The organism is Halpernia frigidisoli, assembly GCF_900113805.1.
Taxonomy (GTDB): Bacteria; Bacteroidota; Bacteroidia; order Flavobacteriales; family Weeksellaceae; genus Halpernia; species Halpernia frigidisoli.
In genome coordinates, this window is the sequence record NZ_FOQT01000001.1 from 145,616 (window position 1) to 172,577 (window position 26,962).

At 34.0% G+C, this 26,962-nt stretch carries 25 protein-coding genes, 2 tRNA genes and 1 pseudogene; 9 read left to right on the plus strand and 19 right to left on the minus strand.

Features of this window, described 5'->3' with window-relative positions:
- Positions 1-16 precede the first annotated feature (16 nt).
- Both BM238_RS00685 and rbfA read right to left on the minus strand, forming a co-directional pair.
- Positions 17-1,219 (minus strand): ABC transporter permease, encoded by a 1,203-nt coding sequence (locus BM238_RS00685; RefSeq protein ID WP_090078272.1) that lies wholly within the window; start codon positions 1,217-1,219, stop codon positions 17-19.
- 7 nt (positions 1,220-1,226) lie between these two features.
- The gene (gene rbfA / locus BM238_RS00690) at positions 1,227-1,586 is read right to left on the minus strand and encodes a 30S ribosome-binding factor RbfA (protein WP_090078273.1); all 360 of its coding nucleotides are present in this window, start codon (positions 1,584-1,586) and stop codon (positions 1,227-1,229) included.
- Positions 1,587-2,021: 435 nt separating this feature from the next.
- On the opposite strand from rbfA, the gene mce reads away from it, so the two are divergent.
- From mce to BM238_RS00710, 3 genes are all read left to right on the plus strand, one after another.
- Positions 2,022-2,420 (plus strand): methylmalonyl-CoA epimerase, encoded by a 399-nt coding sequence (mce, locus tag BM238_RS00700; RefSeq protein ID WP_090078275.1) that lies wholly within the window; start codon positions 2,022-2,024, stop codon positions 2,418-2,420.
- Positions 2,421-2,495: 75 nt separating this feature from the next.
- Positions 2,496-2,569, plus strand: a tRNA-Ile gene (locus BM238_RS00705).
- A gap of 108 nt (positions 2,570-2,677) precedes the next feature.
- On the plus strand, positions 2,678-3,496 hold the full coding sequence (locus BM238_RS00710; RefSeq protein ID WP_090078276.1) for a hypothetical protein: 819 nt from the start codon (positions 2,678-2,680) through the stop codon (positions 3,494-3,496).
- Positions 3,497-3,535: 39 nt separating this feature from the next.
- On the opposite strand, the gene BM238_RS00715 is transcribed toward BM238_RS00710, so the two are convergent.
- The 10 genes from BM238_RS00715 to holA all read right to left on the minus strand — a co-directional run bounded on the left by BM238_RS00715 (position 3,536) and on the right by holA (position 13,253).
- The gene (locus BM238_RS00715) at positions 3,536-3,910 is read right to left on the minus strand and encodes a response regulator (RefSeq protein ID WP_090078277.1); all 375 of its coding nucleotides are present in this window, start codon (positions 3,908-3,910) and stop codon (positions 3,536-3,538) included.
- A 9-nt stretch (positions 3,911-3,919) separates the two neighbouring features.
- Positions 3,920-4,480: a chemotaxis protein CheB gene (locus tag BM238_RS00720; protein ID WP_090078278.1), complete on the minus strand. Its 561-nt coding sequence runs from the start codon at positions 4,478-4,480 to the stop codon at positions 3,920-3,922.
- A 1-nt stretch (position 4,481) separates the two neighbouring features.
- Entirely contained in the window at positions 4,482-5,300 is an 819-nt protein-coding gene (locus BM238_RS00725; protein ID WP_090078279.1) for a CheR family methyltransferase, read from the minus strand.
- A gap of 2 nt (positions 5,301-5,302) precedes the next feature.
- A complete protein-coding gene (locus tag BM238_RS00730) occupies positions 5,303-5,677 on the minus strand; it encodes a response regulator (RefSeq protein ID WP_090078280.1) in 375 nt (124 codons plus the stop codon).
- 10 nt (positions 5,678-5,687) lie between these two features.
- Positions 5,688-9,269 carry a response regulator gene (locus tag BM238_RS00735; protein ID WP_090078281.1) on the minus strand — a complete coding sequence of 1,194 codons (3,582 nt, stop codon included), beginning with the start codon at positions 9,267-9,269 and terminating at the stop codon, positions 5,688-5,690.
- A 5-nt stretch (positions 9,270-9,274) separates the two neighbouring features.
- Complete coding sequence (locus BM238_RS00740; protein ID WP_090078282.1) at positions 9,275-10,399, minus strand: hybrid sensor histidine kinase/response regulator; 1,125 nt, start codon at positions 10,397-10,399, stop codon at positions 9,275-9,277.
- Positions 10,400-10,616: 217 nt separating this feature from the next.
- Positions 10,617-10,701, minus strand: a tRNA-Ser gene (locus tag BM238_RS14335).
- 91 nt (positions 10,702-10,792) lie between these two features.
- A complete protein-coding gene (gene crcB / locus BM238_RS00750) occupies positions 10,793-11,164 on the minus strand; it encodes a fluoride efflux transporter CrcB (protein WP_090078284.1) in 372 nt (123 codons plus the stop codon).
- Positions 11,165-11,176: 12 nt separating this feature from the next.
- Complete coding sequence (gene trxB, locus BM238_RS00755) at positions 11,177-12,115, minus strand: thioredoxin-disulfide reductase (protein ID WP_090078285.1); 939 nt, start codon at positions 12,113-12,115, stop codon at positions 11,177-11,179.
- A gap of 100 nt (positions 12,116-12,215) precedes the next feature.
- Entirely contained in the window at positions 12,216-13,253 is a 1,038-nt protein-coding gene (holA, locus tag BM238_RS00760; protein WP_090078286.1) for a DNA polymerase III subunit delta, read from the minus strand.
- Between the two features lie 5 nt (positions 13,254-13,258).
- Between holA and BM238_RS00765 the strand changes: the two genes are divergently transcribed.
- The gene (locus BM238_RS00765; protein WP_090078287.1) at positions 13,259-13,693 is read left to right on the plus strand and encodes a type I restriction enzyme HsdR N-terminal domain-containing protein; all 435 of its coding nucleotides are present in this window, start codon (positions 13,259-13,261) and stop codon (positions 13,691-13,693) included.
- Positions 13,694-13,893: 200 nt separating this feature from the next.
- Here the strand turns inward: BM238_RS00765 and BM238_RS00770 are convergent, their stop codons facing one another.
- On the minus strand, positions 13,894-14,337 hold the full coding sequence (locus tag BM238_RS00770; RefSeq protein ID WP_090078288.1) for a ferritin-like domain-containing protein: 444 nt from the start codon (positions 14,335-14,337) through the stop codon (positions 13,894-13,896).
- Positions 14,338-14,467: 130 nt separating this feature from the next.
- On the opposite strand from BM238_RS00770, the gene BM238_RS00775 reads away from it, so the two are divergent.
- Entirely contained in the window at positions 14,468-15,487 is a 1,020-nt protein-coding gene (locus BM238_RS00775) for a M28 family metallopeptidase (RefSeq protein ID WP_394333968.1), read from the plus strand.
- A gap of 111 nt (positions 15,488-15,598) precedes the next feature.
- Here the strand turns inward: BM238_RS00775 and BM238_RS00780 are convergent, their stop codons facing one another.
- Both BM238_RS00780 and BM238_RS00785 read right to left on the minus strand, forming a co-directional pair.
- Positions 15,599-16,294: an SDR family NAD(P)-dependent oxidoreductase gene (locus BM238_RS00780; RefSeq protein WP_090078289.1), complete on the minus strand. Its 696-nt coding sequence runs from the start codon at positions 16,292-16,294 to the stop codon at positions 15,599-15,601.
- A gap of 214 nt (positions 16,295-16,508) precedes the next feature.
- The gene (locus tag BM238_RS00785; protein ID WP_090079068.1) at positions 16,509-18,989 is read right to left on the minus strand and encodes a glycoside hydrolase family 3 N-terminal domain-containing protein; all 2,481 of its coding nucleotides are present in this window, start codon (positions 18,987-18,989) and stop codon (positions 16,509-16,511) included.
- Positions 18,990-19,230: 241 nt separating this feature from the next.
- Here BM238_RS00785 and BM238_RS00790 point away from each other — a divergent pair, with 241 nt between their 5' ends.
- On the plus strand, positions 19,231-19,977 hold the full coding sequence (locus BM238_RS00790; protein WP_090078290.1) for an NUDIX hydrolase: 747 nt from the start codon (positions 19,231-19,233) through the stop codon (positions 19,975-19,977).
- A gap of 234 nt (positions 19,978-20,211) precedes the next feature.
- Positions 20,212-20,751, plus strand: coding sequence for a peptide-methionine (R)-S-oxide reductase MsrB (gene msrB, locus BM238_RS00795; protein WP_090078291.1), 540 nt, complete (start codon positions 20,212-20,214; stop codon positions 20,749-20,751).
- Positions 20,752-20,808: 57 nt separating this feature from the next.
- On the opposite strand, the gene BM238_RS00800 is transcribed toward msrB, so the two are convergent.
- Both BM238_RS00800 and BM238_RS00805 read right to left on the minus strand, forming a co-directional pair.
- Complete coding sequence (locus tag BM238_RS00800; RefSeq protein WP_090078292.1) at positions 20,809-21,099, minus strand: hypothetical protein; 291 nt, start codon at positions 21,097-21,099, stop codon at positions 20,809-20,811.
- A 75-nt stretch (positions 21,100-21,174) separates the two neighbouring features.
- The gene (locus BM238_RS00805; RefSeq protein WP_090078293.1) at positions 21,175-22,611 is read right to left on the minus strand and encodes an NADP-dependent isocitrate dehydrogenase; all 1,437 of its coding nucleotides are present in this window, start codon (positions 22,609-22,611) and stop codon (positions 21,175-21,177) included.
- 95 nt (positions 22,612-22,706) lie between these two features.
- Here BM238_RS00805 and BM238_RS00810 point away from each other — a divergent pair, with 95 nt between their 5' ends.
- Entirely contained in the window at positions 22,707-23,624 is a 918-nt protein-coding gene (locus BM238_RS00810) for a LysR family transcriptional regulator (RefSeq protein WP_090078294.1), read from the plus strand.
- Between the two features lies 1 nt (position 23,625).
- Here BM238_RS00810 and BM238_RS00815 read toward each other — a convergent pair whose 3' ends face one another.
- Positions 23,626-24,543 carry a hypothetical protein gene (locus BM238_RS00815; RefSeq protein ID WP_090078295.1) on the minus strand — a complete coding sequence of 306 codons (918 nt, stop codon included), beginning with the start codon at positions 24,541-24,543 and terminating at the stop codon, positions 23,626-23,628.
- A gap of 179 nt (positions 24,544-24,722) precedes the next feature.
- On the opposite strand from BM238_RS00815, the gene BM238_RS00820 reads away from it, so the two are divergent.
- The gene (locus BM238_RS00820) at positions 24,723-26,021 is read left to right on the plus strand and encodes a DEAD/DEAH box helicase (RefSeq protein WP_090078296.1); all 1,299 of its coding nucleotides are present in this window, start codon (positions 24,723-24,725) and stop codon (positions 26,019-26,021) included.
- 103 nt (positions 26,022-26,124) lie between these two features.
- Here BM238_RS00820 and BM238_RS00825 read toward each other — a convergent pair.
- Positions 26,125-26,931: pseudogene (locus BM238_RS00825) on the minus strand (PhzF family phenazine biosynthesis protein).
- Positions 26,932-26,962 lie beyond the last annotated feature (31 nt).

Below are 26,962 nucleotides of genomic sequence, written 5' to 3' on the forward strand. Positions count from 1 at the left end.
AAATTCAGAAATCTATTTAAGCTCGGAAATATCTTTTATTTATTTTAGAAAAAATAAAAGAAACAGAAATTCCGAAAAAAGCAGCAACTGCCGCAACAATAACATAGTTTTCACCAACAATTTTTACCGGAAATGGTAACGTAGCGCTTGCTTTAAAAAGACCGGTTTGGATTTGAAGATAACAAATCGCGGTTCCAACTACCAATCCGGAAATTACCCCGAAAGTGACGATCAGTAAACCTGTATAAAAGTAAACCATACGCAAACTTCTTAGTGGAAATCCCAGTGAAATTAAAGATTTTGACTGCTCTTTTTTATCCAATTGCAGAATAATAATCGCGCCTGCCAAATTAAAAGTGGTAATAAAAATAACAAGGGCAAAAATTAAATAAATGAAAAACTTCTCCGTATTTATCATTTTCCAAAAAGCCGCATTCTCTTCCTTTTGTGTTTTAATGACAACTTTATTACCTAAAGAATCTTGAAGTTCGGATTTTACTTGATTCGGATTTGCAGCATCTTTTAATTTTATAACAATGCTGTAAGCAGAATTTTTGGGTAAATTTAGAAGTTGCTGAGACAGTTCTAAAGGCGCAATAATATAATTGTTCAGTTGATCATTTCCCGGGAAAATACCGGTCACATAAACATTTTTTTTATTAAAAATATCAGCTTCTTTGCTGATCATTCCCACGCCCGGTCTCGGCATCATTAAAGTGGCAGTAGCATTATTAGAACCGACCGGAATTGCCAAACGGTTATTTAAATTATTTTCCATCAACACCTCATTGACATATTTAAAGCTTGGATATGTCCCGTAATAGATCGTTTTATTGATAGGATTTACTGATGTGTAAGCAGAATCAACGCCGCGCAGATAACCGATTTCGCCCACATTGTCATAGTCGATGTAAACTTTCTCTTCGATAACGCGGGAAAAATGTACAACATTTTTATTGGCCTTAATTTTTGAAACTAAGTTATTGGCGTCGGGTAATAATTTCCCGGTTTTGCTCGTGATCGTGAGATCGGCATGTAGATTAGAGATCAGATCCTGATTTAAAACTTCAAGACCTGAAAAAACGGAAATTATGATAAACATTGAAGCCACCGCTACCATCATTGCGCAGGCAGAAAGCCAGGTAATGAAAGTGACAGCAGTACTGCCTTTTTTCGAAAGCAAATATCTTCGCGCTATGTAAAATGCCGTGTTTTTCAAATTAGTTTTACAAAACAGGATTATCGCCTTCGCCTTTCAGTTCGCGTTCGATCGCTTCTACATCGTCCATAGAAGTATCAAGAAAAAAAGAAAGTTGCGGAATAATTCGCACTTGTTTTCCCATTTTTTGTCCAACAAAGTTTCTGTAGGTCGCTTTATTTTCCTCAATTTCTTTCATGATCGCCTTTCTGTTTTCAGGCGGAAAAATGCTGAGATAGATTTTTGCCACACCAAGATCCGCGGAAATTTTGACATCAGAAACGCTTACTAATATCGTTTGTTTGCTTTCAGAAGCTTGTTTTCTAAATAATTCGGCAAAATCTTCCTGTAAGATCTGCGCTATTTTTCTCTGTCTGTTACTTTCCATAATACTGCAAATTTACTAAATTTGTGTGGATATTTTGGGCGTGCCCACAAGATATTAAAATGACAGCTCAGCCTTGCTTCGCTGCCATTTTAATATCTTGCGGTCGGTCTTCTGCTCCCACTTTTTTTCCAAAATTTTCTGGCGAAAAATTTAGAAAAAAGAGTTCCGCCTTCGTCCTCACGCGGGATTTATCAAAAAACAAAACCTTTTATAAAAATCATAAAATCGCTTTAAATTTTCAAAGTTATTTTCGTGAATTTTTACAATTTTTTTACATTTATTTTTTTTTAATATAAAAGAATTTTATTTTAAAACTTATGTGTTCTCATGTTTACTAAATTCAAAATTATTAAAGAAACTAATGTGTTCATAAAAATGTTTAAAATCATTTCTAATATTTTCTTTTGCTACTTTTGTGGTTCAAATCATTAAAAAATGAAATTAGAACACATCGGTATTGCCGTAAAATCTCTGGAAACTTCCGACGACTTATTTTCCAGACTTTTAGGAAGAGAAAACTACAAACAGGAATCCGTAGAAAGAGAAGGCGTAAAAACCAGTTTTTATAAAGTCGGTGAAAGTAAAATTGAACTTTTAGAAGCCACAAATACAGAAAGTGCCATATCAAAATATTTAGATAAAAACAGAGAAGGAGTTCATCATTTGGCTTTCAGTGTTGATAATATTTTAGAGGAAATAGAAAGATTACAATCCGCCGGATTTCAATTCATTTCTACCGAACCAAAAGAAGGCGCAGATAATAAATTAGTTGTTTTTCTTCATCCAAAAACCACGAATGGCGTCTTAGTGGAAATTTGCCAGGAAAAAAATTAAAAAGGGTTTGCAAATTTCTAAAAAAATATTACATTTGCACCTCAATAAAACGACTGGTTTTTTACCAAAGTTTTAGGTCCTATAGCTCATTCGGTTAGAGCAACTGACTCATAATCAGTAGGTGCTTGGTTCGATTCCAAGTGGGACCACAACAAAACCTTTACAGAAATGTAGAGGTTTTTTTTATCGGCGAAGTCTATTTTCAAAAACTTTTTCTTTTTTAAATTTGCTTTATTTTAATTTTTTAAACCACAAAAATGATCGACAAAAACTTTTACCTCGAAAATCTTTCCGCGTTTGATATCCTAATTGAGGATGAAGACCGTCAGCAGGCAGAATCATTGATTTTTCGTGTTTACAGTATGTTGCAACGCGATAAGATCTGGATGAATGATGTGGCTGGAAAAGATGAAATTTTTGAAGATGATATTGAATTTATTGAACAGATCGACCAGGAATTGAAGGAACTTGACGAGCAATATGATTTCCGCTTTGATGATTTCTATAAACTGGTTCAGCAAAAATTGAAAGAAAAACAATCTTATTTAGATGTTAATTCTGAAAGTTCTGATATAATCATTCAAAATAATGATATTTTAGTGGAAACAGAAGAAAATTTCTTGGAAGAGTTAGATGATGAACTTGAAACTGAGGATGAAGACGATTATTTTGATGAAGAAGAAGAATCGGAATTTTCAGATATTTCTGATGAGGAACTTGATCTCGTGACCGATTTTATTCTGGAAAGTGCAAAAACCAGATTTAATTATTCTGATTTTTTAGAATCACTTTTACCGATGGACAAGGATTTTGTAAACAATGATATTATTTTAGCCATAATCGCAGAAAAAGCCTTCGGTGTTGAAACCACAGAAATTGCTGAAAATATTCTTTTTGCCTGTGAGGAAGCAGTTTATGAGATGGATGAGGAAGATTTAGAAAAAATAATTGATAAAAAATCTAAAGAATTGGGCGCCGAGCTCCTTGCTTTCAAAATCGCCTCAGATTCACTGCAACAAGGCGCAAATCCTGTGAATGTAGTGCAGCAAATTTCACAGTTACTTCGATCTAAATAACTTTATAAACTTTATTAAATCTGAATTATTTTTAAGATATTATTTTACTTTTAAATACAATTTCACCATTTCCTCGAATTTGTAAATATCAAAAGGTTTCGGAAAATAACCGTCAGCACCAGCTTCTTCAGCCAATGAACTGATATTGGTATTAGCGGAAAAGTAAACAACCGGAATATCTTTAAGATCCTCGTGTGCTTTTATCATTTGCGTAGCTTCAATGCCGCTCACATCGGGCAACCAGTTGTCCATCAAAATAAGATCCGGCATAAAATCAAGTACCTGTTCTACCACGTCCATTGTTGTTGGTGAGGTTTTTATTTCGCAACCCAGATCTTCCAATATTTCTGTGCAAAGTTCTAAGATCTGCACATTATCATCAAAAATCAATACTTTTTTATCTTCTTCTATCATTTTTTATCTTTAAAGTTTATTTATAAAATCTGCCATTTCTTCTGGATTTAAAACTTCGTCAATTTTGACATGCTCAAGCGCATATTCAGGCATGTAACTTACCACAGAATTTTTAGGATCCTGAATCACCGTTTTACCTCCGCATTTTTTTATTTTCTTTAAGCCATCACTCCCGTCACTATTTGCGCCGGAAAGAAGCAAACCTACTAAATTATTACCGAAAACCTCAGCAGCACTTTCGAAAGATATATCTATCGAAGGTCTGGAATAATTGACTTTTTCTGACGCATCCAAAGAAAAAGTTTTGTCCATTTCTATAAGAATATGATAGTTTGGTGGCGCAATATAAATTGAACCGTTAACTATTTTTTCCTTTTCCTCAATTTCTTTAACGTTAAGTTCTGTCTTCGCTGCAAAAAGGTCAATTAAAATACTATCTTTTCCGGATTTACGATGAAGAACAATGATAATGGGGAAGGAGAGCAAGGGATCAATGTCCGGCAATACTTTTAAAAGTACCTCCAGACTTCCGGCCGAACCGCCAATAATTAAAGCCTCGCAACGTTCCATATCAATTTATCTTTCGCCAGATTTTTGCCGGTTTTATTCTTTCATAATTTTTTGAAACATCTGAAAAATCAAGGGATTCTTTGGTGCCAAGTGCGAGATATCCAAATTTGTCAAGACTTCTGGTGAACAACTTAAAAACTTTGGTTTGTAATTCACGGTCGAAATAGATGATCACATTTCGACAAAGGATCAGCTGAAACTCATTAAAAGAATTATCTGTCACCAAATTATGCGTACTGAATATGATTTTCTCTTTTAAATTATCCTGAAGTTTACCTAAAGAATAATTTGCCGTATAATAATCTGAAAAATTACTATTTCCGCCGGCTGCGATATAGTTTTCCGTGTAAAGTTTTATTTTACTTAAAGGAATCATTGCCTGAGCCGCATTTTCAAGTACAGCGCTGTTTATGTCAGTTGCGTAGATCAATGACTTATGAAGCAGATTAAGTTCTTTTAAAAAAATAGCAACCGAATAAGCTTCTTCGCCGGTGCTACAACCTGCAACCCAGATCCTGATGAAAGGGTAGGTGCCAAGTCTTGGAAGAATATCGGTTTTTAAAGTTCTGTAAAATTCGGGATCACGGAACATTTCTGTCACGTTAATGGTAATTTCTTCTAAAAAACGTTTGTAATAACCTGCATCACTGCGAATTTTATACCTAAATTCTGCAAAACTCACGAAACCATCGAGTTCGTAAAGTCGCACAATTCTTCGCTTTAAAGATGCACGCGAATATCCGGTAAAATCATAGCCATATACTTCCAGAACATCTGAAAGAAGCGTTTCGATATGTTCGTTATTTTGTTCAGAATTCACCTTTATTTCATTGCTTGATTAATAAGTTTAATCAGTTCATTTACATCGACAGGTTTTGAAATATAACCATCTGCACCCGCTGCGAGACACTTTTCGCGATCACCTGACATAGCCTGAGCGGTAATTGAAATTACAGGTATATCTTTCATTTTACTGTCGATTTTCATCTTTTTTATGGCTTCATAACCATCCATTTCCGGCATCATCATGTCCATTAAAACGACGCCAATATTTTTATTTTCAGAAACCATTTCAAATCCTTCATTTGCACTCAAAGCGGAAACGCAGTCGAATTTTTTGGCTTTCAGAACCGCATTTAATGCAAAAATATTTTTACTGTCATCATCAATAATGAGGATCTGTTTTAAATTATCCATTCTTACTTTTTTAAATTTTATCGTATAACCAAACTCTCAGCAATGAAACGAGCTGGTCAATATCCACTGGTTTTGAAATATAATCTGACGCGCCTACTGCGATACATTTTTCCCTATCGCCCATCATTGCTTTTGCCGTTACTGCAAGAACAGGAAGATTTTTAAATTCCTTAATAGCGCGAATCTCGCGGATGCTTTCATAACCGTCCATCTCGGGCATCATCATATCCATAAGCACAATGTCCACATTATTTTCAGACTGCATTATCTTAAGTGCTTCTTTACCATCCAGCGCCGGAATCACTTTCATTCCCTGTATTTCCAGGGCTTTTGTGAGTGAGAAAATATTCCTTACATCGTCATCTGCAATAAGAACTGTTTTGTTTTTCAATATATTTCTCATTTCTGAAAGATTATCAATTCCAGATCTTGTTTCTATATTTTTTTTACTTTTTTCTTCTACTAAATGAAGGAATAGTCCAGCTTCATCTAAAATTCTTTGGTACGAATAAGCAGTTTTTACTACAATAGAATCAGCATATTTTTTGATCCGGTTTTCTTCACCCTGAGAAAGATTTTTCCCTGTGAAAACAATGATCGGCAGATTTTCAAGGCCTTTATTTTGTTTAATGGTTTCCAGTGTTTCGTAGGCATTTTTATCCGGAACTCCCATATCCAGAATGACGATATCTATTTCTCTGCTGTGTAAAGAATCTATACTTTGCTCCACGTTATCCGCAATATTTGTGCTGATATTATTGGCGCTTAGAAAGTAACTTAGCGCTTTGGCGTGTTGTTTATTTTCTTCTACAATAAGTACTTTTTTTGGAGAACGTTTTAAGGCATTCTCTATTTTATCAAAAACATCCTGCATTTGTTCTAAAGCAAAAGGTTTGTTAATGAAATCTACCGCACCTTTTAGCAGACTTTCCTGTTTAAATTTCATGGAAGACATGATGTGAACGGGAATTGGTTTTGTCTTTGGGTCAGATTTTAAAGCTTCCATTACCTGCCATCCGTCCATTATTGGAAGTTGAATATCAAGTAAAATAGCAAGCGGTTTAAAATTTTGAGCCAACTCAATACCGTGATCGCCGCGAACGGCGCAAATGACCTTATAATTTTTACTTCGGGAAAAATCTGCTAAAATTTTTGCAAAAGGCGTGTCGTCTTCGATGATCAGGATCACTTTATCTCCCGGAATTATATTGTCGCGGTCGTCAGGTATTGGTTGTGGAATTTTATTAGCAATAAACCGGTCTGGCTGAGTTTCGATTTCTTCCGAAAAGTAAACCGGTTTTTTTTCTTCTTTTTCCAAAGGAATTATTACCGCGTGTTCTTTATTTACAGGTATTTCTAAAATGAACTCGCTACCTTTTCCTTCGGTGCTTGCAAGATCGATTTTCCCACCAAGCAATCTGGCAAGTTCGCGGCTGATCGAAAGACCGAGCCCTGTTCCGCCATATTTACGTTGTGTAGATCCATCAGCCTGTTGGAATGCTTCAAAAACGAGACGCAATTTGTCTTTTGGAATTCCTATTCCGGTATCGCTTACTTTAAAATTTATCTTTTCCTTGTTTTCATCACAGAAAACAGTCATTTTAATGATTCCCTCGGAAGTGAATTTTATAGCATTTGAAAGAAGATTTTTTAAAATTTGCTCCAGTCTGAGTTTGTCTGTATGGATGATTTCTGCAGCTTCCGGCTCTATTTCAATGATCAGCTCCAGTTTTTTATTTTCAGCTTGTGGTTTAAAAAGCATCTGCATATCTGTGGTGACATCTTTTACCAAAACATCATCAATTAACAGCGTCATTTTTCCGGATTCTATTTTTGAAAGATCCAGAATTTCATCAATTAAAGTAAGCAATCCCTGACCGGAACTTTGCATCACTTCGCCATATTCTTTATACTGTTCTTCCAGATCTTCACTTTCTGTCATCAGTTTTGAAAGCAGCAAAATAGAATTGAGTGGCGTTCTAAGTTCATGTGACATATTCGCCAAAAATTCAGATTTGTACTTGGTGCTTTGTTCAAGTTCGTTGGCTTTTCTTTGAATATCAATATTACGCTCTTCAATTAAAAGATTTTTTTCTTCCAGTAAACCTGTTCTTTCCTCCAGCTCCTGATTACTTTCCAGCAATTCTTCCTGCTGTACTCTAAGTTCTTCTTCTGAAGCTAAAAGTTTTTGTCCTTGTGCTTCAAGTTCGGAATTTATATTTTCAAGCTCCGAATGTTGTGCCTGAAGTTCTTCAGATTGCGCCTGTGTTTCTTCTAAAAGTTCCTGCATTTTTAGACGGCTTTGTGCGGAATAATAGGCAAGACCAATATTGCCTGCTACCGCACTTAAAAATTCTTTTTGCAGTGAGGTAAAATTAACGGTAGAACCCAATTCTATTACGCCCAGGGGAATATTATATCTAGATATAGGAAATGCAATAATGTTGATGGGCTTCGTATTTCCTGTTGAATAACTGATGGTATAACTTTCCTCTGAAATATGATCAACAACAATTTCTTGATTGGTGCGAAAAGCTTCACCCGCGATTCCTTCACCAATTTTAAGTCTTTTTTTAATTCCACTTTCGTCTAAAGCATAGCTTCCCGCTAAATGAAGATGTGTGTCTTCTTTCAAAATGAAAAGTGTTGCAAGCTGACTTTTGGTATGAAATGCGAGGGTTTTAAGAATAACAGCTGATAGAGCATCTATATTTTTATCACCCACCATGAGATCATTTAATTCTGAAAGAGAGGTGCTTAGCCATTTTTTATCCGCCAAAGAACTAAATGAAGTCTGCAGCGATTCTGCCATATTGTGAAGCGCTTCCGCAGCATTTCCTAAATTATTTTTTATATTTTTATCTAAGATAATATTATAATCACCACTTGAGATCTGCGAGGCAACTTTTTCAATTGCTGCAAGCCGCTCTCCGGTTTCGTGGTTTTTCTCTTCCAGTTCGCTGGTCAATTTATTTTTTTCATTGAAATCCTGAGCAACTTTCTGGAAAAAAAACAGCGTAATAACAATAGCCAAAAAAGAAGAAAGAATAATGAGATATGGCGTGTAAGACGCAAATTTATCCATACTTTCTGTACGGGTTCTGAGCAAAACTTGTTCTTCGTTTTGCATTTTAGCAACAATACTGCGGGTTTCATCCATGTATTTTTTGCCGCTTAGCAGCTCTTCAGTTGTTACCTGATTATTTTTGAATTTCGAATCTAAATTCTGATCAAGTATCTCCATTCTTTTTGTGATGGTGATCTGTAGTTTTTCAAGATTTTTTGCCTGACTGTCAGTGTCAGTAATTTCTGAAGAAAGTGCATCAAAAATATTTGCAAGTTTATCTTTCGCATTTCTGTAAGGTTCCAAAAACCTTGTGTCATTTGTCAACAAATAACCGCGTTGACCCGTCTCTGCATCTTTTATTAATGAAAAAACATTATCAAGATCTTTAATGATCTTATTACTGCTTTTTACCATCGTAGAGATTCCGATAAGATTTTTTATACTGTTATAGGAAGCGATTGAACTTATTAGCAATAAAACCAATGATAAACCCAATCCAAAAAATAAATTTCTTTTAAAAGTCATAATTGTTAATTTTCTACCTTTTCAGGATGTAATGGTATTTGGAAATAAAATTCAGAACCTTCATGCAGTTTGCTGTTCACGCCTAATTTTCCTAAATGGCGGTCAATGATTTCCTGGCAAATATATAAACCGATTCCTAAACCCTGGAAACGTGAAGAGGTTTCCTCAATGCGGTAAAATTTTTCAAAGATTTTCTGGCGATGTTCCTCAGTCATGCCAATTCCATAATCCTGTACAGAAAAGTAGATCTCATTTCCACGGACTTCTGAGTTTATTACTATTTCAGCGGTTTCTGGTGCATATTTTATGGCATTAGAAATAAAATTAATAATGACCTGTTCCAGCCGCATTTCGTCACCATAAACATCTTCGTTTATTTTATTTTTTTTAATAATTTTTACGCCAGGATTAGCCTGTTGCATCGGCTCTATGATTTGATCTATCAACTGATCAAACGAAAAATATTTTTTATTGAATTGTAGTTTACCGCTTTCGATTTTAGAAATATCAAGAAGGTCTGCAATAAGCAGATTTAATTTTTCAACCTGATTTTGTACTTTGTGTAAACGGTTCTTTACAACATCCATATTATTAGTATCTAAACTTCTTTCTAAAAGTTGAATATAGCCTTTGATCGTTGTCATTGGCGTTTTCAGTTCGTGACTTGCCACACTGATAAATTCATCTTTTTTCTGCTCAGCCTCTTTCCGGAATTCAATTTCTTTTCGCAGCTCGATCTGCATTTCATGAAGCGCACGACTTTGTTCATAGATTCTGTAAAAAGTTTTTACCTTCAAAAGAAGAATATTCATATCAACAGGCTTGCTGATGTAATCTAAACCGCCGGAAGAATAACTTCGTGTAATAAGATTTACGTTTGCACTGGCAGCTGACAAAAAAATAATGGCAGTTTCCTTCGCTTTGCTGTAACCAGTGATTGCTTCTGCAACTTCAAAACCATCCATTCCGGGCATTTGAACATCCAGAATAATAAGCACGTAAGATTTTTTAAGTATTTTCCTTAATGCTTCTTCGCCGGACAAAGCAGTATCAACTTCAAAACCATTTTTCTCCAGTACTTTTTTTAAAGAGATAATATTTTCCGGAGAATCATCAACAATTAAGATCATTTTAAAAAAGTAAGGTATAATTTAAATAAAAAAACTTCCCAAAGATAATATTTTTGCGCCATGAAACCACAATGAAATTAACAAAGGAAGGTTCAAAATTTAATAGTATTATTAACATTCTAACAATAAACATTTTAATTAGTTCAATTATTGAAATTCAGTTTAATTTTACTTTAAAAATAAAAAATCCCCAAACAATAAAGTTTGAGGATTTTTGCGGAGAGCTAGGGATTCGAACCCCAGGACCTGTTACAGTCAATAGTTTTCAAGACTATCGCAATCGACCACTCTGCCAGCTCTCCATAAAAACGTTTCCGTTTTCAGTGGTGCAAATATAAAATTATTTTATATTCCCACAAAATTATTTTTATAAAATTTTGAACCGATTTTAATTTAATTTTTAATCATTTGAAAGCCAGCAAATACCGCAAATAAACCAATAATCACGCTGCTCAAAATGTAAAAAATCAAAGTATAATAATTCCCATTTTGCCAAAGCGAATAATTCTCCGCAGAAAAAGTGGAAAATGTCGTGAAACCGCCACAAAATCCTGTTATTAAAAGAAATTTTAAATAATTATCAACTTTTAAAAAATAAGCGGAAAGTAAACCAATCAAAAAACAACCAATAATATTAACGGTAAAAGTCCCCAACGGAAATGCTTTGATATTTAATAATTTTTCAGTGTAGTTGGAAACTAGAAAACGCAAAACGCTACCCAACCCACCACCTAAAAAAACATAAATAATTGCCCGAAATTCCATCAGAATTCTTTTTTATTTCAACTCACCTAAATATTTTTCAGCGTCCATGGCTGCCATACAACCACTTCCAGCCGCTGTTATCGCCTGTCTGTAAAGATGATCCTGAACATCCCCTGCAGCAAAAACACCATGAAGATTGGTCTTCGTAGATTTTGCGTCGGTGATGATGTAGCCGTTTTCATCTAAATTGATCTGATCTTTAAAAACGGAGGTATTTGGTGTATGACCAATTGCAATAAAAATCCCGTGAACGTCAATTTTAGAAATTTCCTGCGTTTGGTTATTGATAACAACACCTCTTTCTACCAAACCATTTTCACCTTCAATCCCAATCAATTCGTGGAAATATTTTACTTCAATATTTGGTGTATTTGCCACTCTGTTTTCCATTGCTTTTGACGCTTTGAAATGGTCTTTTCTGACCAACATTGTAACTTTGCTGCAAATATTTGAAAGATAAGTCGCTTCTTCTGCCGCCGTATCACCGCCGCCAACAACGATCACATCTTTTCCTTTGTAGAAAAATCCGTCGCAAGTTGCACAGGCAGAAACACCGCCGCCCATATATTTTTTCTCATCATCTAAACCCAAATATCTCGCCGTTGCGCCAGTTGAAATAATTACCGTTTTTGCCGCTAATTCTTTATTTCCTGCCCAAAGCTTGTGAATTCCACCCATTTCTGTAGAAAATTCAGTCTTTGTGATCATTTCGTAATGCACTTTTGTTTCAAATCTTTCGGCTTGTTTTTGCAGATCCATCATCATCTCCGGACCGGTAATTCCTTGCGGATAACCTGGAAAATTGTCAACTTCAGTCGTTGTTGTCAATTGTCCGCCTGGCTCTAAACCGGTGTAAAGTTCAGGTTTTAGGTCTGCTCTTGCTGCATAAATTGCGGCAGTAAATCCAGATGGACCAGAACCGACAATAATGCAATCTAATATATTTTCCATATTTTAATTTTAATTTTTTAGAAGTACAAAATTCGTTTTAATATTTTTGTTTGAAGACAAAAGTCAATATGATTTTTAAATCGTAATAATATGATAAATTTTAATGTAAAACTTTAATCGAATTGATATTTAAAATTTTAAAAACCAACTCATTTAACAGTGCGTCGTCACCAACATTTACAGCGCCTAAACCTTTGCTTTTAAGATCAGTTTCGCGTAGTAGTGAAATGATTCTTGTAGAGTTTCTTAGATTATAATGTCTTGCTGCAATTGCCAAAAATCTTATTGCGTAAGGATTGATTCCCGTTTCTGAAGCAATTGTTTGCGGATTTTGTCCCGCCATTGCCTGATACATTATTAAATTTGAAAAAAAAGTGTAAAGATTTCCCAGTGATAAAACAATCGGATTTAGTTTTACGTTTTTGCCCATATAATGCGCGATTTTTAGAGATTTCGAAGCATTATTTTCTGATAACGCGTTGATCAGTTCAAACACATTATAATCTTTGGAAATCCCAATATGAAGTTCAACTAATTTTTCATCTAAAACTTCATTTTCTTTTAAAACAATTTGAAGTTTTTTCAGTTCATTAGCGATTCTTGACAAATCATCACCGAGGTATTCTGCTAATAAATTTGGGATGTTTGGGGATGTTTTTATTTTTAATTCTTTGCATTCGTCAGAAATCCATTTTACTAAATTTCCGTCTTTTAGTTTTTCACTAAGAAACAAAAACTGCTTTTTCGCCAATACTTTTCCGAATGCTTTTCTGCCGTCAATTTTTTTGTTTTTATGACCAAAAACCAAAATCGTACTTTCAACTGGATTTTCTAAATAGGCGAGGATTGGTTTTGTATCATCTTCGCCACTTTTTAAATCCTGCGCTTCTTTTACAATAATAACCTGTTTGTCTCCTATCATTGGAAACTGGCGAGCGAGTGAACAAATTTCTGCGTAAGAACTGTCTTTTCCGTAAACAATTATTTGATTAAAGGCTTTTTCATCTTCTGTGAGAACATCATTTTCCAGAGATTTTACGGCCACATCTATAAAGTAAGATTCTTCCCCGTGAAAAAAATAAACCGGCAAAAACGCTTTATTTTTAATACTTTTGAGAATTACATTTAAATCTTTCATAGACGATGGAACTTCAGAAACTCAACTTTCCGGCTGATTTTAATTTTGAATTTAAGCAGGACAAAGATAAGTTTTTTATTTATGATGAAGTCCGTAAATCGTGGTATTTGCTTACGCCGGAAGAGTGGGTTCGGCAACATTGGATTCATCATTTTATCAAACAAAAATCAATATCAGCGTCTGCTATAATTTTAGAGAAAAAACTGGTAATCAATAATTTAACTAAAAGAATTGATATTTTAATAACCGAAAAAGCATTACCAAAAATTTTAATAGAATGTAAAGCGCCGCATATTAAATTAACGGAAAAAACCTTTGAACAAACTGCACGTTACAATTCAATTTTAAAGGCAGAAAAAATTATTTTGAGTAATGGTTTGCAACATATTTCCGTGAAATTTATTGATAATCAATATACTTTTGAAGCGTTTTCTTTTTGAAATCTAAGCAAGAAAAAATTTTTTAATCTAAAGATTTATAGAAATTTTAGATCCACGAAGATGATTTTATTTGAAACAAAGATTTTTGCATTTTTAATTCAAACAATACCAAATAGAACTTTTTTCAAATAAAAATCAAAAATAAAAAATGACCTTACTTTTCAGTAAAGTCATTTAAAAAAACTTAAAAAACTTAATTCTTATTTGGCGAAACCTTCCATTGCTCGCAAAGAAAGAAGCGCTTTGTCAGCAGATTCTTTCTGTTTTCTCACCAAACTTTTAACGTCTTCCGGCAATTCATGGTCGATCAACATTTCACCATATTCATTGGAGAAAGCTTCTTCGCCTCTAATGCATTCGTCGTAAATCGCATTATCTCCATCTGTAAAAGCGTTTCTTATGGCAAGCCAGGTTCTATGAAGATCGCCTGCGATGCTTGTTCCTTTAATTGGTTCGCCACCATATTTTGCGATCAGCGCTTTTATCTCATGTCCGAAATCGTAGCGGTTTTTCGCCTGACTTTCAAAATAGGATTTTAAAGATGAATGTTCGGTTTTTTCCGCCGCTTCTTTATAGCCATTTTCTGCATCATAATTTTTTGTGATCAAATCATTCAGCAAGCTTATTACTTTTTCATTTTCCATAATAGTATATTTTATTTGCTAAATTTTATACATAAAACATTCCATTTTTGAATAGAATGGTAAGATTTAACACTTATTAACGGTTTGACTATTTAGAGTAAAAATTATTATCTTTAAAAAAAATTAAAATATGAAGTTAAAAACAGGTCTGTTGACATTTGGTTTCGTAGCAATGCTTTCCAGTTGCGCTGCTGTCAATTATTCTTATGAGGGAAAAGCTTTTAAAAGTGCTTTTTCTTCTATTAAAAGTGAAGATTTAAAGAAAAATCTCTACGTGATTGCCGCAGATAATATGGAAGGAAGAGACACAGGAAGTCCCGGACAAAAGCGCGCCGCTGATTATATTATCAATTATTATAAAAATTTGAACATCGGTCACCCAACTGAAATGACATCTTATCTACAAACCGTTCCTGCAGATTACATGAATAAAAAAAGCAGGGGTGAAACTTTTAATGATTCAGCTAATATTCTGGCTTTCATAAAAGGTTCAGAAAAACCTGAAGAAATCATTGTTGTTTCTGCACATTACGATCACGTTGGTACAAAAAACGGCGTAGTTTACAACGGGGCGGATGATGACGGAAGTGGAACTGTGGGTGTGATGGAGATTGCCGAAGCATTTAATAAAGCCGCAAAAGAAGGTCACGGACCAAAGCGTTCTGTTCTTTTTTTACATGTGACGGGTGAAGAGCACGGTTTGTTTGGATCGGCCTATTATTCTGATAATCCAATTTTTCCTTTGGCAAATACCGTTGCAGATTTAAATATTGATATGATCGGCCGCGACGATGCTGAGAACAGAGGTCAGGATTATGTTTATGTAATTGGTTCCGAGATGCTTTCAAAAGAATTGAAAACAATAAATGAGACGGCTAATGCGCAAACCAATCAATTGAAATTAAATTATAAATATGATGATCCAAAAGATCCGCAGCGTTTATATTACCGAAGTGACCATTATAACTTTGCTAAAAAAGGAATTCCTGTCGCATTTTTCTTTGATGGCATTCATGAGGATTATCATAAACCAACAGACGATCCGGAAAAAATTAATTATGTTTTACTGGCAAAGAGAGCGCAACTAGTTTTTGCAACAGCCTGGGAACTGGCAAACAGAAAGGAAAGAATTGTTGTTGATAAAAAATAAAATAAAAAGCAGGATTTTTTGATCCTGTTTTTTTTTGTGAAAAAAAAGACCTGCACTTAGAAGAAGTGCAGGAACAAACAAAAATTAACACATATAAAAAACTAAAATAACTTATTTGAGAGTTGAAAAACCACCGTCCACGTGAATAATTTGACCCGTGATCCAGGAGGCTTTTTCTGATAATAAAAAGGCAGCAATTTCTGCAATATCTTTTGCTTCGCCCACTTTTTTCAATGGATTATGTTCTGCCTGAGCTGATTTTTTTTCTTCGGTGCTTAAAATTTTTCCTGCTAAAGGTGTATCTGTTAAAGACGGCGCAATTGCATTGACCCGAATTTTTGGTGCAAATTCTGCCGCTAAAGATTTTGTTAAGCCTTCGATAGCACCTTTTGACATGGCGACTTGCGAGTGAAAATTAAAACCTGACTGTACGGCAACCGTTGAAAACAAAACGATCGAAGCTGTTCCGCTGACTTTTAATTTTGGTAAAATTTCACGGATAATTTTGGTTGCGCCAAGAACCTGAAGCTTAAAATCATTTAAAAAATCTTCCTCTGAAAATCTGTGAAAAGGTTTCAAATTAATACTTCCCGGGCAGTATACCAAACCATGAATTTCTTCCGGTAAAGTTTCGAGATCTAAGCTGTTTTCTAAAACATTTAAATGAATATAACGGACATTATCTAAATTTTCTTCCGGTTGTGTGTCGTTAAAAGTGGCCGTGATGTTACTTCCTTCAGTTTGAAGAAGTTTAACCAAAGCTTTACCGATTCCTGATGAACCGCCGATTATTAAATAATTTCTCATTTTTGTTTCTAAATGTCGATTGATTTTGACACTGCTAAATTAGTAAAAATATTTTATAAATAAAAATATTAAGTAAAATATTTTACTTAATATTATTTGATGATATTATCATAAATTTTTGTTTTAAAAATCAATTTAAAAAAAAGTTTACCGGAACTAATTCGGTAAACTTTTTTTTAATTAATATTTAGAAAATAGGAAAAATGTGATTTTTCTATTTGCTTTTTAAGTCAGTAAAAGCAACATCTTCAGCAAAAGCAGGATTTGTCTTTTGAACGATGATCTCTTTCCCAACGTAAAAATTTGCAGTTTTTTTAATATTTGTGGAAGAAGAACCTACCGAGATTTTGTAATTTCCTGCGTCCGCGATCCAGCTGTTTCTTTTTGAGATAAATGAAGCGAGTTGATCGGAATTTAAAGTTAAGGTCAAAGTTTCGCTTTCGCCAGGTTGAAGTAATTTTGTTTTACCAAAAGCTTTTAATTCTTCACTTGGTTTATCGGTGGATTTGTCTGGCGCTGATAAATACAGTTGTACAACTTCTTTCCCGGCAGTTTTCCCAGTATTTTTCACGGTCACTTTAACTTCCATTTTTCCTGAAAATTTTGTGCTGCTCAATTTTAAATCAGAATATTCAAAGTTTGTATAAGATAATCCGTAACCAAATTCATAAGCCGGTTTTACTTTAAAGGTATTAAAATAGCGGTAACCCACATAAATTCCTTCTTCATAATTGACATCTTTCGGTTTGTTTCCCGGAGGCGTCCCCAGCCAGTTTTTCGCTGAAGGAGTATCCTCGTATTTTACGGGGAATGTCATTGTTAAACGACCGGACGGATTTACTTTTCCGGTGAAAATATCTGCTACAGAATTTCCGCCTTCCTGTCCGCCTTGCCAAGGCAAAATTATCGCGTCCACTTTATCACGCCAGCTAGCAGTTTCTATAACGCCGCCGATATTTAAAATAACAACCACTTTTTTACCTTTTGCATGAAAAGCTTCCGATACATTATTTATTAAATTAACTTCATCTGGTGCTAGATTAAAATCATCGTCCACGCTTCGGTCTGCATTTTCTCCCGCATTTCGCCCGATTGTGATCATCGCCATTTCTGCGACATTAGCTTGTGAAGAAATTACTGCTTTGCTCACTTCCAGTTCAGGAATTCTTTTTGGTATGGCCAAAATACCGTCTTTTTTCATACGTGCAGCTTCGATTGCACCTTGTTCATCAACATATGGTTTGTAAAGAGATTCTAGATTTTTATCAATTGAGAAGCCAGAATTTGTTAAGCCGTCAATTAGAGAAACTGTGTATGCCTGATTTACTTTTCCGCTACCACTTCCGCCAGAAATAAAATTGTAAGAAGTGATACCAAAAACCGCTAATGGATTTTTTTTAGAGTTATAAGGAAGTGTGTTTTTGTCATTTTTTAAAAGTATTGTGCCTTCTGCTGCAGCTTCTCTGGTAATTTTTGCATTTTCCTTTAAATCTGGTTTGTTTGAATATTTGTATTTATTCATCACCGGTGATTTTAAAATTAAAGCTAAAATTCTGCTCACATCTAGATCTACAATTTCTTTGGAAAGTTTACCATTTTTCATGTTTTCCAGAATTGCCGCTTTTTGATTGGGCATTCCGGGCATAAGAAGATCATTTCCTGCGACAAGTTGTTTTGTGACGTCACTTGTTGCATCTTTTTTAAAAGCTGAATTTTCACCAGAAAAATCACTGTAACCGCCAAACCAGTCGCTCATTACCAGACCTTTAAATCCCCATTCATTACGCAAAATTGTAGTGAGCAGATCTTTTCTGGCAGAAGTATAAGTGCCGTTAACTAAATTATAAGAGGACATTACGGTCCAGGGTTGTGATTCTTTTACGGCAATTTCAAAACTTTTTAGATAAATTTCTCTTAATGCGCGTTCGCTGATGTGCTCATTGACATCCATTCTGTTGCGCTCCTGATTATTTGCCACAAAATGTTTGATGGATGTTCCGACGCCGTTTGATTGCACGCCGTTTACCATTGCCGCCGCAATTTTGCCTGATAAAAGTGGATCTTCAGAGTAATATTCAAAATTTCTACCGCACAAAGGATTTCGGTGGATATTCATTGCCGGACTAAGTAAAACGTCAATGCCATATTCTTTTACTTCATTTCCCATCGCTTTTCCAACATTTTTGATGAGGTTTTCGTTCCAGGTTGAAGCAAGACAAGTTCCTACAGGAAATGCTGTTGTGTAATAAGTGTTTTTATCATCGGGTCTTGTAGGATTTATTCTTACGCCCGCAGGTCCGTCAGAAACAATAACTGCTGGAATACCGAGGCGTTTAATAGGATTTGTTCCGCCCGCAGCGCCTGGAACTTTACTTTTGTCTTGTGATGGATCAAATGCTGTTGCGCCCGTACTAAAACCGGGAATTCCGCTTCCGATGAGAAGTGAGGCTTTTTCATCATCTGTCATTTTACTAAGTATATCTTTTATTCGGTCTTCAATTGGAAGACGATAATCTTCAAATTTATCTAATTTTCCGTTTCTGTTTAGATCAGAAAATTTTAATCCACCTACTTTAATTATAGGGTCATTGGTTAGAAAACCCTTAATAGGATTGGCTTTCAGGGAAGAACCGGAAATAATCAGCGCAGTAAAAAGTGAGGCTTTAGCTGTTTTTTGTAGAGAATGTTTAATCATATAAATAGTTTTTATAGTTTTAAAATAAATTATTGCTTCAATATGAAGCAATATTAATTAATTATATTTAAATTGCAAAATATTTTTACAGATAATTTTATAAAATTTCATTTTCCATTAAAAATGTATAATTTATTTTTAAAATAATTATTTTAAGTTTAATGATTGTAAAATAATGTTGTAAAATATTGAATATGATAATTTTAGCAAATTCAAATGTTTTTAATTATATTTTTGCAAAATGGACTTTAGAAATAAAATAGCTAATATATCTGCAAATTCCTGGGAAATCTATTTGCCAAATCTTTCTATAGATTGCATTGTCTTTGGATTTCATGAAAATGAGCTGAAAGTTTTGGTAGTAAAAATTTTGGATGATGAAATCTGGGCATTACCGGGAGGTTATATATTAAAAGATGAAAATTTAATAGATGCTGCTAATAGAATCCTGAAAGACAGAACCGGCGCGGAAAATGTCTACTTACAACAATTTCGAGTTTTTGGGGATATTAATAGATCGGAAGGTTTTTTTCAAGATTATGCGGATGATTTGTGGAATAAACAGCGTTTTGTTTCAGTTGGTTTTTATGCTTTGGTAGATTACACAAAAGTTAATTTAGTAGTGGATGAATTTTCAATTAAATGCGAATGGAAATCAATTGATGATCTGCCGGAACTAATGATGGACCACAATTTTATTTTTGAAAAAGCACTTGCCACTTTAAGAAAACAATTGATCCATAAACCGATTGGCTACAATTTATTGCCCGAAAAATTTACCATGCCCGAACTTCAAAAACTTTATGAAATTATCTTATCTAAAAAACTTAATCGGGGAAATTTCTACAGAAAAATGTTGCGCTACAATATTTTAACTAAATTAGAAGAAACCCGAAAAGGTGGCGCGCACAAAGCACCGGATTTATATATCTTTAATCAAGAAAATTACCAACTGGCGCTAAAAAATGGTTTTAATGAAGGTTGGTAAAGAACAAAACTGAAAAAACTCTTCATATCAGAAAAGCATAAAAATCAAATTATCTTAAAAAAGTGCTTTCAACTTCTGCATTTTTTGATTTTCGGAAAATTTTTATACGCTAATTAAAAACAGTAAATTTCATTTAATATAATAGGTTTCATTCATTTAAAATTTATTACAACAAAATCTGAAAGACACAAAATCTCGTAAATCTAAACAGTATAACTAATTAAAAAAAACATCATGTTAAATAAAACAAGTCATTATTTACTCATACTTTTAGCTTTTTTTACTTTAAGCTGTAATAAAGCCCAAAGTAAAGGAGCAAAAAGCAGTTCGAAAACGACGCAAGTTGCAAAATCAAATTATCCAATGAAATTGTCTGATGCCGAATGGAAGGCAAGGTTGACACCAAATCAATATACAGTCCTGCGCGAACAAGGGACAGAAATGGCATTTACAGGAAAGTTGGACCATTTTTATAAAAAAGGAACTTATTATTCGGCAGCTTCTTTGCAACCGGTTTTTAGTTCCGAAACCAAATTTGATTCCGGAACAGGATGGCCAAGTTTTTATCAGCCGATATCAAGTGATGCGATCAAAATCATAACTGATAACAGCGATGGAATGACGAGAAGTGAAGTGGTAGACAGCAAAAGCGGTTCTCATTTAGGTCACGTTTTTGATGACGGACCGGAACCAACTGGTCAAAGATTTTGTATGAATTCAGCAGCACTCATTTTTGTTCCAGAAGGTGGTAAAGCACCAACTGCTTCAAAATAATTATATTAAGTTTTTCATTAAAAGTTGAGCAGATTTATTTCGCTCAACTTTTTTATTTTAATCATGTTTCATTAAATCCAATGTGATTTGAGAAGAAATATTAATGCTTAAATTTTTATTTTTTGCCAATTTTGTGAAGTCTTTTATTTCCTCAATACTTTTTTGGAGTATCGGAATTCTTAATTCAGCTATTGCATTATTTTTACCAAACCGCTCTTGACTGCTTAGATTATTTCGCTGATGAAAATTTAATTTCGTGTGGTAAATTTTTAATAATATTTCTTTGGCTTCTTCCGCTGAAAAACTACCGTCAATAAGACTTAATTTTAATATTTCTGAAGATGTCATATTTATTTTTTTTGTTAAAAAAGATGCAGAAGTTCTGCATCTTTTATTTGCTAGTTTTAATTTAAGGTTCTAATTTTATTGACCTTGTCCTAACGAATAACACGCTTTGTCATCGAAATTATATAAATTTTCAGTTTTCACTACATCAATTTTCGCATCTAAGGCTTTGGCCAAAAGTGTAATGATGTTATTTTTGTATAGTATTTTCCCTTCATTTGGTTCAAATCTGCATCTCCAGTGGTCGGTGCAAAAGGTTTCTTCAAAACCATTTGGCCAAACTTTTATACCTCGATTGGTGATCATTGTTAGATGTTTGTTTTCTGTGTTAATGCTTTGCAGTTTTTCTGCCAATTCATTTGGATCGGTACCTTTCCAATCCACAAAAAGATCAACACCAACTAAATCCTTTTTCATCGGGGCTTTTTTAACATATTTTGGTAAGTGTAAAACAGCATCTTTTGCGAAATGAACTTCTTTTAAAATTGAAGGTTTTTGACCTAAATTTTTAATAATTGCTTCCGCAAATTCTTTGGTTCCCACTTTTTCTTTACTGGTTCCTTCTCTATAAATATCGTAAGTATGAATACCGTCTTCAATAGTTTTTAACCAAGCATTTTGTACTTTTTCTGCGACTTCGGTTTGCCCAATGTGGTTTAACATCATCACAGCACCTTCTAATAAAGCGGAAGGATTAGCCATATTTTGACCGGCACGTCTCGGCGCAGAACCGTGAATGGCTTCAAACATCGCACATTCTTCACCAATATTGGCGGATCCAGCCAAACCTACAGAACCTGCGATTTGAGCCGCAATATCAGAAAGTACATCTCCATAAAGATTTAAAGTAACAATCACGTCAAAAACTTCAGGTGTATCTGCCATTTTCGCGGCGCCTATATCAATGATCCAGTGTTCGTTTTCAATCTCAGGATATTCTAAAGCAATTTCGTCAAAAATTTTATGAAATAAACCGTCGGTTTGTTTCATAATATTGTCTTTTGTGAAACAAGTCACTTTTTTTCTGCCATAAACTTTAGCATATTCAAAAGCATATCTTACAATTTTTTCACAACCAGGTCGGCTGATCAATTTTAAACATTGCACTACTTCATCCGTTTGCTGGTGCTCGATTCCGCCATAAGTGTCTTCTTCATTTTCACGAATGATAACGAGATCCATTTTCGGATGTTTTGTGGTCACAAAAGGACTTAAACTCATACAAGGTCGAACATTAGAATACAAACCAAGAAATTTTCTGGTCGTTACATTCAGACTTTTATAACCGCCACCTTGTGGTGTAGTAATCGGCGCTTTTAAGAAAATTTTATTTTTTCTGATCGTGTCCCAAGATTCCTTTGCAATTCCAGAAGTGTTTCCTGATAAATAAACTTTCTCACCAACTTCTATTTCATCAATTTCAATTTGTGCACCGGCTGCTTTTAAAATACTTAAGGTAGCATCCATAATTTCTGGTCCAATTCCATCTCCTTTTGCGACTGTAATTCGTGTCATGTAAATTTGTTTTTAATTATTTAGTGGGGCAAAGTTGAATTTTTTAATTCATATATTTTTATATATATTTACAATGATATATATAAATTAATTTTATGAATTATACTTTAAATCAATTGCGAGTATTTTTAAAAATTGTGCAAACTGAAAGTGTAACAAAAGCCTCAGAAGAATTATTTTTAAGTCAACCCGCAGTTTCTATCCAACTTAAAAATTTTCAAGATCAATTCCCAATTCCTTTAACGGAAGTTGTTGGTCGAAAAATTCAAATTACAGATTTTGGACGAGAAATTGCGGAATCCGCAGAACAAATTCTTCAACAAGTTCAGGCGATTGATTTTAAAACTGCTGCTTACAAAGGTTTATTGGCAGGTCGATTAAGAATTTCTATCGTATCCACTGCGAAATATGTGATGCCTTATTTTTTGACAGATTTTATGAATTTACATCCAGAAGTTAAACTACAAATGGACGTGACAAATAAGCAAAAAGTGATTGAAAGTTTAGAAAATAATGAAATTGATTTTGCCTTGGTTTCACTTTTACCATCAAAAATGAAAGTTGAAAAACTTGATCTTTTAGATAACAATTTATACTTGGTGGGGAAAACTGGAATCGATTTTAAACCCGATCAGAAAGTAGAAGAGATCTTTAAAAATTTGCCATTAATTTTTCGTGAAGAAGGTTCTGGAACGCGACAAACAATGGAAAAATTTATTGAAGATCAAAATCTTACGGTCATCAAAAGAATGGAATTAGCAACTAATGAAGCGGTAAAACAATCGATTTTAGCAGGTTTAGGCTTTAGCATCATGCCGTTAATTGGTTTGCGGAATGAATTAGAAACGGGAAAACTTCAAATAATTCCGTGTCCCGGTTTACCAATTACAACAGAATGGCAACTCATCTGGCGCGAAGGAAAGAAACATTCACCAGTTTCTGAAGAGTTTTTAGCATATTTAAAAATTCACAAGGAAGAAATTATTGCTGATAAATTTGCTTGGTGTAATTAAGTTATTGCAAAACTTTTATGTTTTTTTCTTTAATAAAATTTAGCGTCGTTTTCCACCAATTCTCTTTTTGAGCTTCCGCAAAAGTTAAAATAGTTCCATTTTCGTCTTTGTTAGAGATCCAAATAATGACACCATCATAGCCCATTTTATATAATTCGTTTAATTCAAAATTCCAATACTTCGCTGGTAAAAATTGGGCGGTTTTTGCGACTTGCGGTTCTATGTAAGCATACACAGGAATTTTTTGATTTAGCCTGCGACACTCGTTAATATTGGCTTGTGCAAAAGATTTCCAGTTTGCGGAATCAACAATATTATTTCTTGTGTAAAGACTTGCCGCAAAAAATTGAATATCCTTTATTATTGATTTTAATTTATCATTTACACTTTGCCATTTTTTATATTTTTCACCAGTGTTAATATTGCTCCATTCATATTTTGTCTGGGGAAAAGTGGCATAAAAGCCCAAAGGTGCAGTTGGATTTATACTTTTATAAGTTGAGATAACTCGTTTAAAATTTTGAACAGAATTAGATATATCAGCGGGATTAAAATTCCAGGATTCAACATCAAGAACTACAGGTGTTTTTGGATTTGAGTTTAGATCATTTTTTGCAATTGTCTTTAAATTTACAAAATCTATAATTTTATTATCAACATTGCCATTGCCTTTTGAATTTGGATCATTAGGAAGAGGATTTAAAAACGTTGTGGGAGGATGCAAAATACTTGGACTTATTCCAAATTCTTCGAGATCTTTAGGCGTGTTATTATACCTTATTTGACTAAAAATTTTAAATGAGTGTGAAACAGAACCACTTAATTCTTGTGAAGATAACCTATTTGTAGAACCTTCAAAAGCAATCATCGTTAAACTTACAAGCAAGAAACAAACTTTTGATTTCATAGATTTTGACATTTGATAGATTTAAATATTTATTTTTAAAGTGTAAAGTTATAATAAAGTTGAAGTGGTGGAGATTAAGATTTGCTTAAATTTTTAGCATTGTCAGATTATAATTTAAATAAAAATCTACAATTATTAACCATGAATAATTTATTCACAAAAACTGTGGTTATCTTTGTAAAAAAATTACAATGCCCCGACTAATATCCGATTTAGGAATTATTAAAAAACTTCATAACGCCTTAAAAGATTTAGAAATTACTGTTGCAACGGAAATTCAGGAAGAAGTAATTCCGATAATTTTGAATCAAAAAGAAGATTTAGTTGCGCTAGCAAAAACAGGAACGGGAAAAACCGCCGCTTTCGGATTGCCACTTTTGCAATTGGTTGACGTTGAAAATACAAATGTTCAAACTTTAATTTTATCACCTACAAGAGAATTAAGCCAACAGATTTTTAATAATCTTAAGGGTTTTTCAAAATATACTCCAGAAATTTCAATTGTTTTGTTAACAGGAGGAAATACGGTGAAATCACAAGTTGAAGAATTAAAATCTGGCGCACAAATAATTGTCGCTACGCCAGGACGATTTTTAGATTTATTAGAAAAAAATACGTTCGACATTAAATCTTTAAAAAACTTGGTTTTAGATGAAGCAGATGAAATGTTTCAGGCTTTAAAGGAAGACATTATGCCGATCTTAAAAGCTTTACCTAAAACACGGAATACTTATTTATTCAGCGCAACAATGCCTGGCGAGCTGAAGGATGTCGTGCATAATTTTATTTCAAAAAGCGCAGTTTCCATTAATTCTGACATGGAAATTATTGGAAATGAAAGTATTGACCATCAATATATTGTTGTTGATCCAATAGAAAAACTGGATGTACTTTTGCATTTTTTAAACTCACAGGAAGGTGGAAGTGGGATTATTTTTTGCAAAACCAAAGCGGCAGTTAATAAATTAGCGAAAAATCTTGCCATCCGAAAAATTTCTTCGGGTGCTTTACACGGTAGTTTAACACAGGGAATTCGGGATCGGATAATGGATCAGTTTCGTGAAGGATATATTGATATATTGGTTGCGACAGATCTCGTTGCCAGAGGAATTGATGTAAAAGAATTAGCCTATGTTGTCAATTACCATTTACCAGATACGACCGAAGCCTACGTTCATAGAAGTGGAAGAACGGGTCGTGCAGGAGCAAAGGGACTTTCAATGACGATCATTCAAGAGGAAGAAGTTTCTGAGATTGCTGATTTTGAAAAAGAACTGGGTATTCATTTTAAGCCGGTAAAAAAAGCTGACGCAGAATCTATCGAATGGAATAATACTTTAGTCTGGGCAAAAAAAGTCTTTAAAACCAAGCCAAACCGCGAAATTCCAGATGAGGTGAGACATCAGATAAAAACTGTTTTTCACCATTTGACGAAAGAGGAGTTGGTGGATAAAGTACTTGCCAATTATTTAGCAGAGAAAAGTAAGTAATTTTCTAAAAATTAATGGTCACAGAGTATAAATCCGCAACGTCTGAATTTTTATTCCGTGATTTTTTTTGTTAAAATTAATTTTAAATATAACTCGTGAAGGATTACAAATCATCAAAATCGCCATCTGTCCAAAGATTTCCTTTGGAATACGTTCTGGCTTGTCCGCTAATTATGACCCGGTTTTCTTTATTGGTTCAATTTAATTTCCCAACACGTTCTGAAATTTGCATTGCCGTCAATTGATTTTTATTCAAACGTTTTGCCCAAAATGGAATTAATGAACAATGCGCCGAACCCGTCACTGGATCTTCTAAAATAGAGGCTTGCGGCGTAAAAAAGCGGGAAACAAAATCGCAGTTCTCGCCTTTTGCGGTCACAATTACGCCGCCTGTTTCGAGGTTTATTTCGTCAAAAAATTGGCGGTTGATGGATATGTTTTTAATATCCTCTTCTGAATCATAGACTAAAACATAATCCCGTGATTTTAAAACTTCTTTTGGTTGGATGTTTAAAGACTTTGAGAAGTTTTCAAGTAAAGTGCTTTCAAGTGGCATTCTTGACGGGAAGTCTAAAAAATAGAAATCGTCTTCTACATGAACGGTCAAATCGCCACTTAAAGTTTCAAAGATTATTTTATTGCTTTTGTAATTTAGGATTGTTTTTAAACAATGCGCCGTTGCAAGAGTTGCGTGACCGCACAAATCCATTTCAATTTCGGGCGTGAACCAGCGCAAATGTATTTTTTCTCCTTTATCTACAAAAAAAGCCGTTTCAGCCACCGCATTTTCTTTTGTAATTTTTAGAAGAATATCGTCTGGTAACCATTTTTCTAAAGGCACCACACAAGCCGGATTTCCACCAAAAATTTTATCTGTAAAAGCATCAATTTGATAGAGTTCGAGTTTCATGGTTGTTCGTTTTCTAGTTAAAAAAAAGATT